Here is a 17,785-nt window from a genome sequence, read left to right on the forward strand (position 1 = left end):
TGTACGTAGTATTATAACCCGGTTGCGTCTGCTTCTTTCAGCACTTGAATAAGTTGAGAATGAATAGCTGTATTCGTAGCTACAATATGCCGCACACTCAGGTCATAAGGTTGGCCCAATGTGTCCGTAATAGTACCTCCTGATTCCTGTACCAGCAAAGCGCCCGCGGCCACATCCCAGGCATTCAAACCGATTTCGCAATAAGCAGACAAACGTCCCGACGCCACATAAGCCAGATGCAATGCTGCCGAGCCGAGCGCCCGAATGCCGCGTACCTGAGGTGTAAGAACCTGCGTAATTTTCATATTCAACGGTTGTGCATACGTACGATCCGGCGGGAAACCGATGCACACCAAACTATCTCCCAGCGTCTCTTCTCTCGATGCTTGCATGCGATTGCCGTGGACATATGCGCCTTTTCCTTTTTCCGCTACAAACATTTCATCACGGGACGGATCATAAATTACCCCGACAATCACTTCACCACGATGAGCCAAGGCAATAGACACACTGTAGTACGGCAGACTGTGCACGAAATTGGTAGTGCCGTCTACCGGATCAATAATCCATAAATATTCCTCTTCACGGGCAGCTTCTAATGCTCGGGCTGAAGCTTCGGCTCCCGGCTCTACCCCTTCTTCACCCAAGATGGCATGATCGGGAAAATGGGTGAGAATGAGTCTACGAATCATCTGTTCTGCACCTTTATCTACCTCGGTCACTAGATCGGTCGGCGACTGCTTGGTATTCAATTGTTCAACTGTGCCCAGCCTGCTTTTAATCCATTCCCCGGCTTTGGATGCCGCATTAATAGCCACGGCCGTATAGCTTTTTCCTGATACGATATAGGGAACCTTTTCGTTTTCATGTTCGTTCAACGTGTTCACTCTACTTTCTATATCATTGTTACGTGGTTTACGAGCCTGCCCAACAGACATTCTCTTAACCATCTCTGTTTCAGTACAAGTTTGCTAGTTTACACATTCTAGTATACACAATAAGCTTCATAAAGTTTCTCCATATGGAAGCTTTATCCGCGAAATACTGCTTTCTAAGGCGTAATTTCTATGGAAGCCCCATCCAACACTTTGACCCCGTTATCTTCCTGAAGACGCAGTTCATTCATTAATCCGAACAACGCTTCATCCTTAAGTTTGGCTTCAAGCATGACATCAATCCGATCCGTATATCCAGCAATATTACGCAGAAAGGTCAGCAATGGCTCCACCAGAACACCGTCTGCATGACCACGAGGGTCTTTTTCACTTTTGGGACTGGACGCATGAATTTTGGGCGGCAATGGATGATCCGCAGAAGATCCGGCTTGGGCCAATTCCCCTTTCCAGGTATCCAATATATCCGGCCAAAGCTCCCACGGCTTCTCTCCCTCGTTATTGACCCATTGATGATGAATATCAAGAACCATTGGTAAGCCTGTTATTTTGCAAGCTTCCAGTGTTTCCACCGCATTGAACGTTTTATCATCATTTTCCAATGTTAACCGTTCTCTTAATGAAAGATCCAGCGCACTAACCTGCTCTACAAAACGCTGACCTGAGGTCACCTTATCTCCGTATGCACCACCAATATGAATGTTGTTCTTGGCTTCGGCACTAAGTCCCATAGCCTCCAGCATCGCCACGTGGTACTTCAGATCATGAATAGAGCTTTGCAACACTTCAGGACGGGGAGTGCTCAGCACTGTAAAATGATCGGGGTGAAACGATACCCTCATCTTATTCGCCTTGACATAGTCCCCCACCTCTGCAAAATCAGCAGCAAGCGCCTGAAATGGGTCCCAATCCCTCAGATCTTGATGGGTCGCAAGCGGAATCAGCTTGGATGAGAAACGATAGACCTGAATATCACTCGCACGATTATGACGCAGCAGCCTCAATGTATTGTGGAGATTTTCGGCTGCAATTCGTTCTAGCTTGCGGATCGCGGCTTCTCGGTCTCCGATCTTGTTAAAGCTGGCCATAGTCATGGTTTTAGAAGGGGATGCATTTTGCACGGTGACCGACATGGCAACATAACCGAACCTTACGATCATAGATGTCCTTCCTTTCAGCAGTTCGAAGTAGATGGCAAGGCCGCTTTCATTATGTGACCTAAACCCCTTTTCTACTGATCATACCCGGAAAAGCACCTGCTGATTCGGTGTATTGCACAAAACTGTAAGAAACAAACAGCTAGGATTGCTGCTGTGCTCCAAAAAACATTTCATCCGCCAATGCGGTCTGAATTCTCGATTCTTCTTCGTTCAGCTTACGAATAAGGGTCATTTCTACCTCGGTCACTTCGTCACCTTGGAAATTGATTTCGGCGATACAGCCCACAATCTGAACGATGGCTACTGCCACGTTGTCCACGCTGTAAGCGATGACCTTCTGTCCTGTCGGAAAAACGCGCAGGCCGGATTTAACCATTTTGCCACGTCCATATTCCAGCAGTTCATAAAGTTCTTGTTCACTCTTGAATTTGCACACCGAGTTAAATTCAGTTTGAAAGCCCATGTCTAGCCGCCACCTTTCATATTTAAGGGTTTGGTAAAATGCTCAAGTCTATCAATGTATATGAACAAAAAGGAGAGTGATCAGCTCCCCTTCGTTTTTCGTTTATGAGTTCTCATAGTGCAGTGCCGACCTGCGCTCATAACGCTCCAGTGCAAGAGCAATCATGCGATCCAGCAGACTTACATAGGATACGCCGGTTTCTCTCCACAATAATGGATACATGCTGAACGGTGTAAAGCCAGGCATTGTATTCACTTCATTAATAAGGATATGTCCATCTGAGCGTCTGACGAAGAAATCGGCACGGGAAATCCCGCAACCTTCCAGAGCACGGAAAGCTTGCAATGCGGCTTCACGGATACGATCTGCCACTTCCTCGTCCAGTGGTGCCGGAATGAGCATTTCCGATTGACCATCGGTATATTTGGCAGCATAGTCGTAGTAATCACTCGACGACACAATTTCACCCGGTACCGAGGCAATCGGCTCGTCATTGCCAAGTACGCTGACTTCAATCTCACGGGCATCGACGTACTCCTCCACAATCACCTTCAGGTCAAATTGCAGAGCCAGATCAATAGCCTTTTCCAGTTCTTCTCGGTTACTCGCTTTGGAAATACCAACACTCGATCCCAGATTGGCTGGTTTGACAAAGCAAGGATAACCCAACTCAGTCTCTATGTTACGCACCAAGTCATGACCGGTTTGTGCCCACTGTGTACTATTAAAATAGCAGTATTTCACTTGTGGCAATCCTGCATGCTCAAACAGCTTCTTCATGACGCCTTTATCCATACCTGCTGCCGAAGCCAGCACGCCTGCCCCGACATAGGGCATATCAGCCATTTCGAACAGACCCTGAATCGTTCCGTCCTCGCCAAAGGTGCCGTGCAGCAGCGGAAACAGTACATCCAGCGTCTGCTCTCCATATAACTTGCCGAACAACGTATCTAATGCCGCCTTGGTGCCGCCCTCAGCGTGCTCCAGCTTCAATTGGTCTACAGTAGTCAGAGGCGCACTTAACAGCGTCCCTCTACGCCAATCGCCAGCCTTCGTAATATAAAAAGGAATAATCTCGTATTTCTCATAGTTAAAAGCGTTCATTACCGCATACGCCGTTTGCAGCGATACCTCATGTTCGCCCGATTTACCACCGTACACCAGCCCTACGGTCAATTTTTGATTTGCCATGCCTATCCTCCGCTTTCCTGCTTTCGTCATTGTGCCTGATTTGCTTCACTGTACCTGTTATCCATCATCTCATTTAAAAATAGTCGGCGATGTGATAAAAGCGATATACCGTATTGTCCGTCCACGCATACGAATTTTTATAGTCCCAATAACGATGTCTGGAGCTTACCGTATGTGCATTGACTAGCGGCATGCCGCCAGCATCAAAGGCCGTTACCACCGTGCTGTGCTGGAAAGTTCCGTCACCATCCCAATCATAAAAAATGACGTCCCCCAGCATGAGCTGCTCCGGTCGACTCACCTGCTCTGCGGTCAACCCCCAGGAGCTGGAGCCCAAATACCGCTCCAGACTGTTGGAAACCGCCCAGCTATAGCTCCACAGCTCACGTCCAGCGACCCGTCCTTTATACCACCAGCCCGATTCTCTTTTACCAGTATAGTGGATCGGTGCACCACCTGCAAAGAGGCACTGCGAGATATAATTGGTGCAATCCACGTCAAACGCCTCAAACTCCGGGTTAAAGCTATCCCACCACTGATCTGCATAGGCCGCTGCTTCTTCACGGCGATATCGACTGGGGCGTGCTGATGAGCCGAAGCCCAGCACACCACGATTCAATAGCGGCAGACTTCCTCCCTGATTAAACGACGCTTGTTCAAAAGGAACCTCTCCTCCCGCCGGCTTTCTTTCTGCCGGATCGCGCTCGATCCTCGTCACCTGCCAGGCTTCGCCCTCGCGTGTAAACGTTAGACGCTCCCGTTCAATCCGATCCTCCCGGTGCGTCATCCCGCCCTTCTCATAAAAGAGCCTCACATGCAGTTGTACATCGACCACTGCCTCATCCGGGGTATCCTGCACTATTCGTAGAGGCTTGGCGCGTGTCTCGCTGCGCAGGGGAACAGCGTCCCGTTCGTTGTACCACTGCTCCAATCTGGCCGCACGTGCCGCCCGCTCCATTCGCTGGCCCACCTCCAGGTACTCATCCGGCTGTGGTACACCATTTACCTCACTGCGATTGTACTGATTCACATAAGCAAAAAGGGCCTGTTTCCATTCCCGCTCCCCCATCCCTATCCCTCCATTTTTCGTCTCGCTATCCTTATTCGGGGATAACCACGCTGATATATAACTTCCTTCTTTCCTCTCTGGTCGGATATGCTCTCTATCTATAAGTATGAATCTCTAAAGCTTGGTATGAACATCGAAACGCGGGGGAACGGAACGTTTTATTTTCCAGTCTGAACACGCATAATTTAGGTCAAAAAAACTTTACGGAACCGTCTGAAAACGGTATACTTAATCCAAAAGCAATCATTTTGAAATCATGTTTCATCTAATGAAACGAATTACATTCATCTCAACCTCTTAACTTACGATGAACCACTGAAGATGAAATTGAGAACGCAACCAATTAAAACCAAATGTGCAAGACGTCGAAAAAAGACATCCCTATTTTCCCGCAAGCATCCACTTCAAGGAGGTAATACTTATGTCAGGAAAAGATCAATTCTCCATTGCCCGTAGCTTGGAAGTTAACGGGAAGCCTTATCGCTACTACAGTCTTAAGGCACTGGAGGAACAAGGAAAAAGCGGTGTTGCCAAGCTGCCTTTCTCCATTAAAGTGTTGCTGGAAGCTGCGGTTCGCCAGTTTGACGGACGCGCCATTACTGAGGAACATGTGCAGCAGCTGACAGGCTGGGCTGAGGATCGTGACACCAACAAGGAAATTCCGTTCATTCCTGCACGTATCGTGCTTCAGGATTTTACAGGCGTCCCGGTGGTTGTCGATTTGGCGGCCATGCGTGATACGGTGAAAAAAGCGGGCGGCGATCCGAAACAAATCAACCCGCTCGTTCCCGTCGATCTCGTAATCGACCACTCGGTTATGGTTGATGCTTTCGGTACTAGTGACGCGCTGGACTACAATATTAATGTAGAGTTTGAACGCAACGAAGAACGGTATCGTTTTCTGCGCTGGGCGCAAACGGCATTCAATAACTTCCGTGCGGTGCCGCCGTCCACTGGTATCGTTCATCAGGTTAATCTAGAGTATCTCGCCTCCGTAGCCGCGACCAAAACCATCGATGGCGAAACCGTGGTCTTCCCAGATTCCCTCGTGGGAACGGACTCCCATACGACGATGATTAACGGACTCGGTGTCGTAGGCTGGGGTGTCGGCGGGATCGAGGCAGAGGCGGGTATGCTGGGGCAGCCGCTGTATTTTGTCACTCCCGATGTGATCGGCTTCAAGCTGACAGGTAGCCTGTCGGAAGGAGCTACCGCTACCGACCTGGCGCTGACAGTCACGCAAATGCTGCGTAAAAAAGGCGTGGTCGGCAAATTCGTAGAATTTTACGGCCCAGGTCTGGCCAACATTAGCTTGGCTGACCGTGCGACCGTGGCCAACATGGCACCGGAATACGGCGCAACGATCGGCTTTTTCCCGGTTGATGCCGAAACGCTAGCTTACCTGCGCAGCACTGGACGTTCCGATGAGCAAGTCAGCCTCGTAGAGGAATATTACAAAGCTCAAGGCATGTTCCGCACATCCGATACCCCAGACCCTGTGTTCAGCGATACGCTTGAGCTAGACCTGGCTTCGGTTGTACCGAGTCTCGCAGGACCCAAACGTCCGCAGGACCGTGTTGAGCTAAGCCGCATGAAAGAAACTTTCGAAGGCATTATCCGTACCCCGGTAGACAAAGGCGGCTATGGACTGAGCGATGAAAAGATCGCACAGAAGGTTCCACTGACCCATCCGGACGGCTCCACCAGCGAGCTGGGTACTGGCTCAGTCGTGATTGCAGCGATTACAAGCTGCACGAACACCTCCAACCCGAGCGTTATGCTAGGCGCGGGCTTGCTCGCCAAAAAGGCAGTACAGCGCGGGCTCAAAAAGCCAGGCTATGTTAAAACAAGCTTGACACCAGGCTCCCTTGTCGTGACGGAGTACCTGCAAAAAGCCGGGCTGATCGAACCGCTTGAAGCCCTCGGCTTCCATGTGGCAGGCTATGGCTGCGCGACCTGTATCGGTAACTCTGGACCCCTTCCTGACGAAGTGAGTCAGGCCATTACAGACAATGATCTGACCGTTGGCGCAGTTATTTCCGGTAACCGGAACTTTGAAGGACGTGTGCATGCGCAAGTCAAAGCCAACTATCTCGGCTCACCGCCACTGGTAGTCGCTTATGCTCTCGCCGGCACGGTAAATATTGATTTGGTGAACGAACCACTCGGTTACGATCAGGACAATCAGCCTGTCTACCTGAAAGATATCTGGCCTACTTCCGAAGAAATCAAGGAAGCGATCAGCCTGTCTCTGAGTCCGGATATGTTCCGTCGCAAATACGAAAATGTATTTACGGCCAACGAAAAATGGAATTCCATTCCGGTTCCTGAAGGCGAACTGTATGAATGGGATGAAAACTCAACTTATATTCAAAATCCGCCGTTCTTTGAAGGGCTTCAGGATGGTGTGCAGGATATCAAGGAAATCCGTAATGCCCGTGTACTTGCCTTGCTGAATGATTCGGTCACGACAGACCACATCTCACCAGCAGGCAACATCGCCCCTTCCAGCCCGGCAGGACTGTACTTGAAGGAGCATGGTGTAGAGCGCAAGGACTTCAACTCCTATGGCTCCCGTCGCGGTAACCATGAAGTCATGATGCGCGGTACATTCGCCAACATCCGTATCCGCAACAATGTAGCTCCAGGCACCGAAGGCGGTGTGACCAAGTACTTGCCTACAGATGAGGAAATGTCCATCTATGATGCGTCCATGAAATATCAGGCAGCCGATCAGAACTTGATCGTCATCGCCGGCAAGGAATACGGCACAGGCAGCTCTCGTGACTGGGCAGCCAAAGGTACGCTGTTGTTAGGTGTTAAAGCCGTCATTGCAGAAAGCTTCGAGCGGATTCACCGCAGTAACCTGGTCGGTATGGGTGTACTGCCACTGCAATTCCAGGAAGGCTACGGCTGGTCCAGCCTGGGTCTCAACGGTCGCGAAACCTTCGACATTCTCGGCATTGACAATGACGTGAAACCAGGTCAAGAACTTACGGTTGTAGCCAAACGCGAGGATGGCACCAAGTTCGAATTCCCGGTCACTGCTCGTCTGGACAGCACCGTCGACATCGACTACTACCACAACGGTGGTATCTTGCAAACCGTACTGCGTCAAATGATTCAAGCGTAACGATATAGCATCATATATACAACACCCCTGATTGCAGATTCATCTGCGATTCAGGGGTGTTTTTTATCTGTATGAGGCCCTATGTAAGGCAACAAACAGGACAAAAAAAGTCGATCCTCTCAGGACCGACTTCTAGCCACGTTCTCTTATAACCTTAGCTTCACACGCCAATTACTTCGAAATATCCAAAAAGCCCTCTCCGAATACATCCCGTACGTCATGAATGGTGATAAATGCTGCTGTATCGATAGCTTTTACAATCTTTTTAAGCGCCGACACCTCTTGTTTGCTAATGACGATATATAGGACCTCTTTCGGATTTTTGGTGTAATATCCGTGGCCTGACAGGACGGTAACTCCACGGTCCATCTGCGTAATGACCATCTCAGCAATTTTGTCTTGATGCTCCGAAATAATCATGACCGCTTTTTTCGGATTCAATCCTTCAATCATGAAATCCATAACTTTCGTACCGACGTACAAAATAACGATAGTTAGCATTAATTTTTCCGGGCCAATAATAAAGTAGGAAGAGAAGGCGACAATCAGATCAAAAAACAACAAAGCATAGCTGATATTCCAATCCAGATACTTGTTGGCAATCCGGGCTAAAATGACTGTTCCTGCCGTTGTACCACCGACCCGTACAATTAAGCCAATGCCGACCCCTACCAAAACTCCGGCAAATACGGCATTAATCGTCGGCTCATGCGAATCAATCCGCCAGTTGACTGTTAAATGTAAAAACAGCGAGTTAAAAGCGACCGCAATTATAGTATACAGAGTCGTTCTCTTGTCCAAAAATTTATATCCGACAATCAGCAGCAAGCCATTAATGACCAGATTGACGATCGAGGGAGACCACTGAAACAGGTAGTACAAGATGATCGTGACCCCTGTAACGCCCCCCTCGCCAAATTCATTCGGGATCACATACAGATTAACAGCCAGCGCGAAAAAAAACGCACCCAGAATAATAAATACGATATCTGCAATACTTTTTTTCATATATGCTCTAATCCTCTCTCTAACATTTCAACGGATGAATTGCCAGATGGATTGGCTGACTCTTCTTGCCAAAATACGCTGACAACCAGTTCATGGTATCCACTACCCAACATAAAGTCAATACAACTTTGACACTTTAATTCGCCACCAGACTGCCTTAGTCCAACCTTAGAATTCCGCAAAATTCCGCTAATACAAGGTTATTCGACAAAAAAACACAATCCCGACTACTAAACTGAGAAAACGGGCCTCTAGCCCTTGTTTAGGCCCTAGGCACATTTTCCCCTAAAATGACCATCCTCCTAATACACATTTTGGACACATACGACCATCTTCCTGTTTTATGTCAAAAGCGTTTTACTTTGGATAAATGCGGGTATAATGATTGAAACATTACCAAGCAACCTACACGGTATTACGACATCAAGTACATATACATAGTCCTATACAGACGTCCTAAGCAACTCAATCTGAATTTGACAAAATGGAATTGGAGGAATGACCACATGAATACAATGAACTTAACTGTCCACACCCTGATGCCTTTTCACCACCAATACCAACGTGCCAACGCGGTGAGTATGCAGAAGAAAGAAGACAGCTCGGAGAAGAAGCTCAGCTTTCAGGACATTTTGAATGAAAAAATGGGTAAAAAATAAAGCTCCGTTAATCCGGTAGCATGATCCCGCTTTACATAAGTTGAAAAGCCGTAGTTTTCTACATCGACTGTAGAGAACCACGGCTTTTTGTTACTCACGTGTTTCTAAACCTTGCTCATACGTTTATGGAAATAAACCTCTGACGAGTTTAACTGTACTTTTCGTTGAGGCTTCCCAGTTGATTGACTTTTGTATCGCTACCGATTTTTACTGCCCAGCTTCCCGATACTGCTCTGCCTTCTCTCGCATCCCGGCGGCAACGGCTTCCTCAGTATTCAGTCCCTTATCGGCCGCATAGGCACGAATGTCCTGCGTGATACGCATACTGCAAAACTTGGGACCGCACATCGAGCAAAAGTGGGCTTCCTTGGCCCCCTCTGCTGGTAGCGTTTCATCATGGTAGGACAATGCCCGCTCAGGGTCAAGCGAGAGATTGAACTGATCGCGCCAGCGGAATTCAAAACGCGCCTTGGATAAAGCATCATCCCGCTGCTGTGCCCGCGGATGACCCTTCGCCAGATCGGCAGCATGTGCGGCAATTTTGTAGGTAATAACTCCTTCGCGGACATCATCCTTGTTCGGCAGACCCAAGTGCTCCTTCGGCGTAACGTAGCACAGCATGGACGTCCCGAACCAACCGATCATGGCTGCCCCGATAGCTGAGGTAATATGATCATATCCTGGTGCGATATCCGTCGTCAGCGGCCCTAAAGTATAAAAGGGGGCTTCCTTACAAATCTCCATTTGTAAATCCACATTCTCCTTGATTTTGTGCATAGGGACATGTCCTGGCCCTTCAATCATGACCTGGACATCATGCTTCCATGCAATTTGCGTGAGCTCGCCCAACGTCTCTAGCTCTGCAAATTGTGCTTCATCATTCGCATCATAGATACTCCCTGGACGCAGACCATCCCCGAGAGAAAAGGCCACATCGTAGGCTTTCATAATTTCACAGATTTCTTCAAAATGCGTATACAAAAAATTCTCCTGATGGTGTGCAAGGCACCAGGCTGCCATGATCGACCCGCCCCGGGATACAATTCCCGTCATTCTGTTCGCCGTCATCGGTATATATCGCAGCAATATACCCGCATGGATCGTAAAATAGTCCACTCCCTGCTCCGCCTGCTCAATCAGCGTGTCTCGATACAGCTCCCACGTCAGCTTCTCAGCTTCGCCGTTCACCTTTTCCAGTGCCTGATATAGCGGCACCGTTCCAATCGGTACGGGAGAATTCCTGATGATCCATTCGCGCGTTGTATGAATATTCCGGCCTGTAGACAGGTCCATGACGGTGTCTGAGCCCCAGCGCACAGCCCAGGTCATCTTCTCCACTTCTTCCTCGATGGAGGACGTAACTGCGGAATTCCCAATGTTCGCATTGATCTTTACGTGAAAATGGCGTCCAATGACCATGGGCTCGCTTTCCGGGTGATTGATATTTGAAGGTAAAATAGCTCGTCCAGCCGCCAGCTCCTGTCGTACAAACTCGGGCTCTACGCCTTCGCGGATCGCCGCAAATTCCATTTCAGGCGTAATGATCCCTTGCCGCGCATAGTGCATTTGCGTCACAGTACGCCCTTGCGAAGCCCGTAGCGGACGGTTGGTCACGCCGGGAAATTCCACTGTCTCCCGTTTGGAGCCGGGCTTCATCCCGTTATCCTCTGGCTTGACGGCGCGGCCCTCATAAGCCTCCACATCTCCCCGTTCCAGTGCCCAAGCTCGCCGTAATGGTGGCAATCCCTGACGGATGTCGACCTGGTAGGCTTCGTCCGTCATCGGACCGCTGGTATCATACACACGCAGTGGCTCATGATGCTCGGTGCCCTGCGGCGTATGTGTGGGTTGTAGCGCGATTTCACGCTCAGGCACAGCAATATCCGGCCGAGAACCTTGAATATACACCTTACGGCTCCCCGGAAAGGGCTTTAGCCCACTGGCTTGCTCCGCTTTGGCCTTCTCTCCCTCTACTTCTATTATTCCCGCCAATCCTGCATCTGCTGATTTCATTCCTGTTTCTTTTGTTCCTTTTGTTTCTGTCGGTTTCATGATCCATTCCTCCCGTATCGTGAAATGACACACCGATCCGGAACCATTCCCAGGGTGGCGCTGATCTATGCAAAAAAGCCGGTTCCCTAGGGAACCGGCTAATCAAACGAGACAGCTATCCAAACCGATCGCACGTGGAATAATCATATTCCAATGCGCGGTCGTAGACAGCAGCTGCGTATACATTTCAATGGCCGATTACTTCCCTACGCTGGTATGATCCAGATCAGGTGCAAAGGGTCCGGAATCTTGCCTGATTCCATCTCAGCCCGCATTACAGGCTCCCCCAGTAACTGTGATACTTTCTATTCACATGAATTGGTGGCTATAACAGACATACCGCCATCTCTATCAGACTACTTTAAATTTATAGCTTTGGCAACCCTTGTATAATTTCCTTTTGTATTGATTACTGTCACGGAAGCATAAGCCCCATTTCCTTGGCTGCTTCGATCAAAATCGGTGCAAACTCATGCAGCGTCTCGGGCGCAAGTCGACTGACCGGGCCGGATACAGATAAAGCCGCCGTGACCTGTCCCTTTCGGTTCACAATAGGCGCGGCCACAGCCGCAGCTCCTGGCTCACGTTCTTCATAGCTGGTCGCATAGCCCTTCTCACGAATGTCCTGCAGCTGGGCTTTATAAACCTCCGGGTCTACCGAAGGTGGCCATTCTTCACTGCTTAGCAACACCTCCAGCTCCTGTGGTGGCATAAAGGCCGCCAGCACCTTGCTGGAGGCTCCCACAGCCAGCGGCATACGCGCACCTACAGGCGCAACCCTGCGGATCGCCTGATTGCTCTGCACGGCTTGTATGCGAATACGCATGCTTCCATCCCGCAGGTACAAGCTGACCGTTTCCCCTAAGCGATCACGCAGTCCTTCCATTGCAGGCTGTAACAACACCGCCGGCTCATCGCTTTGGGACAGATGCGTGGACAGCTCCCATATGCGAAAACCAAGCCTATATTTTTCCGTTTCGGCATTCCGAACGACAAATCCCCGATCCTCCAGCGTAGTCAAAAGACGATGAACAGTGCTTTTATGTAGACCAATTTGGGAGGCAATCTCCGTTAGACCAAGATCAGATTCTGCGGTAAAACACAGCAGTATATCAAGTGCACGCTCTACAGCGCGGACGGTTAATTTACGGTCTTCCATCGTGAACCGCTCCTCTTGTATCCATATTCGTTTCACACTATGAAACATGGTTACATAAATTATATAGAATAGTCGCGGCTACTGTAAACCGATGTTTTTGTGACAACCATATTACAGAACAAGAACAAACATCGACAATTCTTTGCATCATTTTTACTTTTCCGGTTCAGGCGTTGACTTTGGATAATAGCCATCATACGATAATAGGTATCTATACGGACATACCCTACTATTTTCAAGTGGAATTATACCTAAATTTTATGATTCGAAGATCAATTTTATATAAGGAGGCTCTTACATGATTTCGACATCCCAGCGCAACGCTCAGCTACAGACCGCTGTTCAGGAGCCGTCCACCCCACTCTTTAATCCCCGTATGCTGCGGTTCAAGCACGTTGTGATTGCTCTGCTGCTGTCGGTCTTATTTTTTCTGTTGTTTTGTTTTATTGCCTTGCATGCTTACATCGCCTGGGTGCTTACGAATCCCACCGTCGCGCCATTATACTCTAATCCGATGCAAGCCAAAGGTATGCCTTATGAGGAAGTCAGCTTCCCAGCCAAGGATGGTAGCCGCATGGTACAAGGCTGGTATATCCCGGCAGATCAATCGCGGAAAACCATTATTTTCAGTCATGGCTATGGAGCCAACCGTGAAGAAAGCTGGATTCCCATGTATGATCTGGCGCATTATGCCCATAGCTTGAACTTTAATGTGGTCATGTTCGATTACGGATTTGCGTCACAAAACAGCAAGGCCGTCGCAACCGGAGGCAAGGCAGAATCCCAACAGCTTCTTGGGGCCATCCAGCTTGCAAAACAACGCGGCTCGTCGGAAATTATTGTATGGGGCTTTTCTATGGGAGCAGGAACCGCTCTTCAGGCGGGTTTGCAAACCAAAGATGTGGACGCGATGATTTTGGACAGCACCTTCCTACTGGAACCGGATACGCTGTACCATAACATTCACAATCAAATTAATTTGCCGAGACATCCATCTTTGGAAATACTGGAGTTGCTGTTTCCAGTCTTGAACGGCACCAGTTTGCATCAGATTCCATATCAGGAGGTAAAAAAGGAGGACTATCCGTTTCCAATCATGTTTGTACACGGTACACAGGATGAAAAGGCTCCTTACCCCATTGCGGAAAAGCTTGCTGCCAATCAAACCAACCCGCTTTCCAGTGTATGGATTGTCAAAAACGGGATACATGAGCTTATTTTCAGAGAGCATCCTCGTGAATATTTACGACGGGTATCGACATTTTTAAGCAGTGTACAGGAGCTGGAGGACAAGAAAACCACGGCTGCTGCCCATAAACAAACGACTACGCAGTAAAGAATTATTTTCGAATAAGCATTCATCGCCTTGAAGAAGCTTGCCTATGGACACTTAACCCGTGCCGTAGACAGGCTTCTTTTTTTATTTTCCACGATTAATTATTGTTCTGTGCAAAAGGTATAACCTGATGAAGGAAGTTCATAGACATATTCCCGATGGGACGGCGAATATACTGGGTACATATGCATCCAGGACAGATCTGCTAGATCTGCTGGATAGCCATAGTGGGATACGGGAGGTAAAAACGATGCTGAGTACTTATGGGTCTTTCCTGCCCTTACGTGTGCTGGAGGAAATCCGTCATTGGAAGCAGCAGGAAAGTTGGCATGTGGAAGTGATTAAATCCGCTACTGAAGGGCTAGAACCTGCTTATGTGCGGCTACTGGATGATTGGCGAACCGTATTTGAACAAACGGAACGGGCCGCCATAGAGCTACTTGAAGAGCAACGGAGCGCGCTTGACCCGGTAGAACAAGCATGGCAACATCAGGAGAAAAAAGCGTCGTCTGCTCCCCAAGCTCATACACACCAGCTGGATGAATCATCAGCCCATTCAAGGGGATCAGACGCATCAGCAACTGGAGAGAAACCGTTGTCCGAATCAGGCTTGAATTCACAGCCTGCCTCTCAAGAATTAAATCGTCGACTGGACGATTTGCTGCAAACTGCGAACCGTCAATCACAGGAATATGTACGGCAGCTAGGTTTGCTGACCGAGCACAGTCATGCATTGCGTCAACAGCCAAAATCCGCCGGAGTTGTAATACACGCAGCACATGAAAGTCAATATTTCCTGATTTCGACAACTCCCTTTCAAGAGCCCGGCTCCATCGCACGAGCCGCTGGGTTGTATCATGTAGCGGCAGAGGGTGAGGATTACCCGGAGCAAGCGTTTCGAGAGAGGCATGCCAGCATGAGAGGAGAAGGTTCTGGGGCTACTAAAGGCGTCCAGTCCGGTCAGACGCAACCTTCAGCAGCGGAAAAATCCTTAGTCGGTCGCCCGGTCCCTATTGGGGGACATCGGCTCCCTCCGCTTCCTTACCCTTATAATGCGCTTGAACCGTACATTGATGAAAAAACGATGCGTATTCACCATAACAAGCATCATTTGAGCTATGTGAATGATCTGAATAAAGCGGAAAAGAAACTGGAAGAAGCCCGAAAAACAGGTGATTTTGACCTCGTAAAGCATTGGGAACGTGAACTGGCATTTAACGGGGCAGGTCATTATCTGCATACTCTTTTTTGGACGATCATGAGCCCTCAAGGCGGTGGAAACCCAAGCGGACCGCTGGCTGAACAGATTAAAAAGGATTTTGGCAGCTACGATGCCTTCAAAAAGCAATTTAGTTCGGCAGCCGAAAAGGTCGAGGGCGGCGGCTGGGCTATCCTGGTATGGAGCCCGCGCGCCGGGCGGCTTGAAATTTTGCAGGCCGAAAAGCACCAGAACCTGACTCAATGGGAGTCTATTCCGCTGCTGGCGATCGATGTGTGGGAACACGCATATTACTTAAAGCATCAGGCCGAACGTAATAAATACATCGAAGATTGGTGGCATGTCGTCAACTGGCCTGAGGTGGAGGCGCGCTATGCTCAAGCCTCCAAGCTAAGATGGCAACCATTCTAAGCTAAAACAAACTACACCTGCAAATCGTACCGCTCTCTGAGCGCTGCCATCTGTTCTGCCAATCCTTCCGGTTGCACCAGCGAGCCATCGGCAGGCAAAATGGCAGCCCGGCTCTCAACTACACGGCGTAGCGATGCTGTATACGCCTCGACAGACGGCACACCAGCCAGCTCTGCCAGGCTGCCCATCGTTGCCGGATTCACTCGGGGATAATCCGGCTCCTGCACGCCTTCAGGCGTACCCCCGGCCGCCTCTCGATAAAACTGCTGCACCGCCTGTGCACGCTCTGCTCCGCGGCCCTCAATCATCACAAAGGCTGTGATGATATACGCCTTGGCTTGACGCCGCTGCGCAATGCCGCAAAACTTGCGTCCCCCAACGCTCACATCGTAGTCCCCGGGACAGAAGGACCCGGTGATTTCTCCGGTCTGCGCCTCGACAGACCACGGGGCCAGCGCATCGGCAATCAGCCCTGCCATGAGCCGAAAATCCTCATGCAGGCTGATGGCCCGCTGCGGATTCGGCAGGATCAAGGACAGGTTCAGTACCCCCCTGTCCAGCATGACGGCTGCTCCGCCTGAAGGACGCACGCATACCGACGTTCCTGAGCTGCGCACCCGCTCCATCGCCTGTGGGGCGTTGGGAAGCCTGCGGTCCCGGTGACCAATCACAAGCGCCCCCGGATGCCGCCATAAATGCAAAATAGGCGCAGCTCCTTTCCCAACTTGCCGACAAGCTAGCTCCTCCCAAGCCAGCGGAAACAATACGTCTTCCTGCGTAGTCGTCAGTGGCGCTTCCAACCATTGCAACTCAGGCAATGCTGTTGTTATTTCTGTTGAGCTATGTATATGGTCCATACGTTATCCCCTATCTTAAAAATAACTGTTATCCATAGGCTAATCGTAATTTTCAAGGCAGCATGCTGCTATTTTTTTATTTCATCTTCTTCACAGTAGCTATCCCATTGTCACTATTACCGATGTTAACAAAAAAAGGCGGCTACGCCTATGCGTAAACCACCCTTTTTTTATCACTAACCATTGCATTCTGTTCAATTATTCCTTGATCAGGGACAAGAACTCTGCGCGTTGTGCTGCATTATCACGGAACGTACCGCGTACGGCAGACGTTACCGTTTTGCTGCCAGGCTTTTTGACACCTCTGGCACACATGCACAAGTGTTCGCCTTCCACGACCACCATAACTCCGTGAGCGGAAACCGCTTCATTTAAAATATCAGCGATCTGCGATGTAATACGCTCTTGTACCTGCAATCGGCGGGTCACCGCCTCCACCAAACGGGCTAGCTTGCTTAGTCCTACAATTTTACCGCTGGGTACATAGCCGATATGCACTTTTCCGAAGAAAGGAGCCATATGGTGTTCACACTGACTGTAGTAGACAATATCCTTCACGATTACAAGCTCCTCGTGATTCTCGTCAAATGTCACACCCAGCGCATCTCGTGGATCAACCTCATAACCCGCAAATATTTCCTCATACATGCGCGCAACGCGTGCCGGTGTTTCCAACAAACCTTCACGCTTGGGGTCCTCACCGATCAGTTTTAAAATCTGCTCCACATGGTACTCGATTTTATCCCGGTTATCCGCAGCTTTGCGGTTAATATAATCTTTTACGCCAGCCACAGTAATCCTCCTCTATGCAGCAACCTCATGCGGCATCCGTGCTCACGTTGCTCATTATTTCCGACGGCCCTGATTTTTACGCGCACCAGGCTGATTTTTGGAGAACTGTTGGTTCTTCATCATCTGCTGGGCTTTTTGCATTTGTTTCCCATTCAGGTTGTAGCCCATCTGTTTGGCCATTTTTTGCAGCGTTTCAGGGTCGTTCTGCATCTTTTCAAGCTGTTTGCGAAGATAATAAGCACCGATGAAAAATCCCCCGACCAAGCCAACAATCAGGGTAATAATCGGAATGACAATATTCCACACCACGAAGTCGTCACCTCTGTATATTTATATGAGACATCTTGAATTACACGAACCTATCATAGCAAAACATGGGACAG

Annotated in this window: 15 protein-coding genes and 1 riboswitch; of the genes, 4 read left to right on the forward strand and 11 right to left on the reverse strand. The window is 49.3% G+C overall.

The features are described 5' to 3' along the window. Positions 1-11: 11 nt before the first annotated feature. The 5 genes from G9G57_RS17680 to G9G57_RS17700 form a co-directional block, all read right to left on the reverse strand. Positions 12-878 carry an inositol monophosphatase family protein gene (locus G9G57_RS17680; RefSeq protein WP_029514326.1) on the reverse strand — a complete coding sequence of 289 codons (867 nt, stop codon included), beginning with the start codon at positions 876-878 and terminating at the stop codon, positions 12-14. A 173-nt stretch (positions 879-1,051) separates the two neighbouring features. Further along, complete coding sequence (gene uvsE, locus G9G57_RS17685; RefSeq protein ID WP_025364023.1) at positions 1,052-2,053, reverse strand: UV DNA damage repair endonuclease UvsE; 1,002 nt, start codon at positions 2,051-2,053, stop codon at positions 1,052-1,054. Between the two features lie 139 nt (positions 2,054-2,192). Beyond that, entirely contained in the window at positions 2,193-2,516 is a 324-nt protein-coding gene (locus tag G9G57_RS17690; protein WP_016819326.1) for a hypothetical protein, read from the reverse strand. 102 nt (positions 2,517-2,618) lie between these two features. Further along, the gene (locus tag G9G57_RS17695) at positions 2,619-3,707 is read right to left on the reverse strand and encodes a D-alanine--D-alanine ligase (protein WP_164965340.1); all 1,089 of its coding nucleotides are present in this window, start codon (positions 3,705-3,707) and stop codon (positions 2,619-2,621) included. Between the two features lie 73 nt (positions 3,708-3,780). Beyond that, positions 3,781-4,776, reverse strand: a complete 996-nt coding sequence (locus tag G9G57_RS17700) for an amidase domain-containing protein (protein ID WP_016819328.1) — start codon at positions 4,774-4,776, stop codon at positions 3,781-3,783. A 421-nt stretch (positions 4,777-5,197) separates the two neighbouring features. Between G9G57_RS17700 and acnA the strand changes: the two genes are divergently transcribed. Next, positions 5,198-7,909, forward strand: a complete 2,712-nt coding sequence (gene acnA, locus G9G57_RS17705; protein ID WP_016819329.1) for an aconitate hydratase AcnA — start codon at positions 5,198-5,200, stop codon at positions 7,907-7,909. A gap of 171 nt (positions 7,910-8,080) precedes the next feature. Here acnA and G9G57_RS17710 read toward each other — a convergent pair whose 3' ends face one another. Further along, positions 8,081-8,917: a YitT family protein gene (locus G9G57_RS17710; protein ID WP_013369422.1), complete on the reverse strand. Its 837-nt coding sequence runs from the start codon at positions 8,915-8,917 to the stop codon at positions 8,081-8,083. A gap of 506 nt (positions 8,918-9,423) precedes the next feature. On the opposite strand from G9G57_RS17710, the gene G9G57_RS17715 reads away from it, so the two are divergent. Beyond that, positions 9,424-9,576: a hypothetical protein gene (locus tag G9G57_RS17715; protein WP_010348453.1), complete on the forward strand. Its 153-nt coding sequence runs from the start codon at positions 9,424-9,426 to the stop codon at positions 9,574-9,576. A 207-nt stretch (positions 9,577-9,783) separates the two neighbouring features. On the opposite strand, the gene thiC is transcribed toward G9G57_RS17715, so the two are convergent. Both thiC and G9G57_RS17725 read right to left on the reverse strand, forming a co-directional pair. Further along, positions 9,784-11,628 (reverse strand): phosphomethylpyrimidine synthase ThiC, encoded by a 1,845-nt coding sequence (gene thiC / locus G9G57_RS17720; RefSeq protein WP_126666923.1) that lies wholly within the window; start codon positions 11,626-11,628, stop codon positions 9,784-9,786. 186 nt (positions 11,629-11,814) lie between these two features. Beyond that, positions 11,815-11,926: riboswitch (TPP riboswitch) on the reverse strand. A gap of 117 nt (positions 11,927-12,043) precedes the next feature. Beyond that, on the reverse strand, positions 12,044-12,787 hold the full coding sequence (locus G9G57_RS17725) for an IclR family transcriptional regulator (RefSeq protein ID WP_016819332.1): 744 nt from the start codon (positions 12,785-12,787) through the stop codon (positions 12,044-12,046). Between the two features lie 298 nt (positions 12,788-13,085). Between G9G57_RS17725 and G9G57_RS17730 the strand changes: the two genes are divergently transcribed. Both G9G57_RS17730 and G9G57_RS17735 read left to right on the forward strand, forming a co-directional pair. After that, positions 13,086-14,123: an alpha/beta hydrolase gene (locus G9G57_RS17730; RefSeq protein WP_164965341.1), complete on the forward strand. Its 1,038-nt coding sequence runs from the start codon at positions 13,086-13,088 to the stop codon at positions 14,121-14,123. A 250-nt stretch (positions 14,124-14,373) separates the two neighbouring features. After that, positions 14,374-15,753 (forward strand): Fe-Mn family superoxide dismutase, encoded by a 1,380-nt coding sequence (locus tag G9G57_RS17735; protein WP_025677460.1) that lies wholly within the window; start codon positions 14,374-14,376, stop codon positions 15,751-15,753. 11 nt (positions 15,754-15,764) lie between these two features. Here the strand turns inward: G9G57_RS17735 and G9G57_RS17740 are convergent, their stop codons facing one another. The 3 genes from G9G57_RS17740 to G9G57_RS17750 form a co-directional block, all read right to left on the reverse strand. Continuing rightward, a complete protein-coding gene (locus G9G57_RS17740; RefSeq protein ID WP_164965342.1) occupies positions 15,765-16,610 on the reverse strand; it encodes a lipoate--protein ligase family protein in 846 nt (281 codons plus the stop codon). Positions 16,611-16,808: 198 nt separating this feature from the next. Continuing rightward, the gene (gene folE, locus G9G57_RS17745) at positions 16,809-17,402 is read right to left on the reverse strand and encodes a GTP cyclohydrolase I FolE (protein ID WP_013369415.1); all 594 of its coding nucleotides are present in this window, start codon (positions 17,400-17,402) and stop codon (positions 16,809-16,811) included. 54 nt (positions 17,403-17,456) lie between these two features. Beyond that, positions 17,457-17,711 carry a YneF family protein gene (locus tag G9G57_RS17750; RefSeq protein ID WP_013369414.1) on the reverse strand — a complete coding sequence of 85 codons (255 nt, stop codon included), beginning with the start codon at positions 17,709-17,711 and terminating at the stop codon, positions 17,457-17,459. Between the last annotated feature and the right edge of the window lie 74 nt (positions 17,712-17,785).

It is taken from the genome of Paenibacillus sp. EKM211P (assembly GCF_011066175.1).
Lineage (GTDB): Bacteria > Bacillota > Bacilli > Paenibacillales > Paenibacillaceae > Paenibacillus > Paenibacillus polymyxa.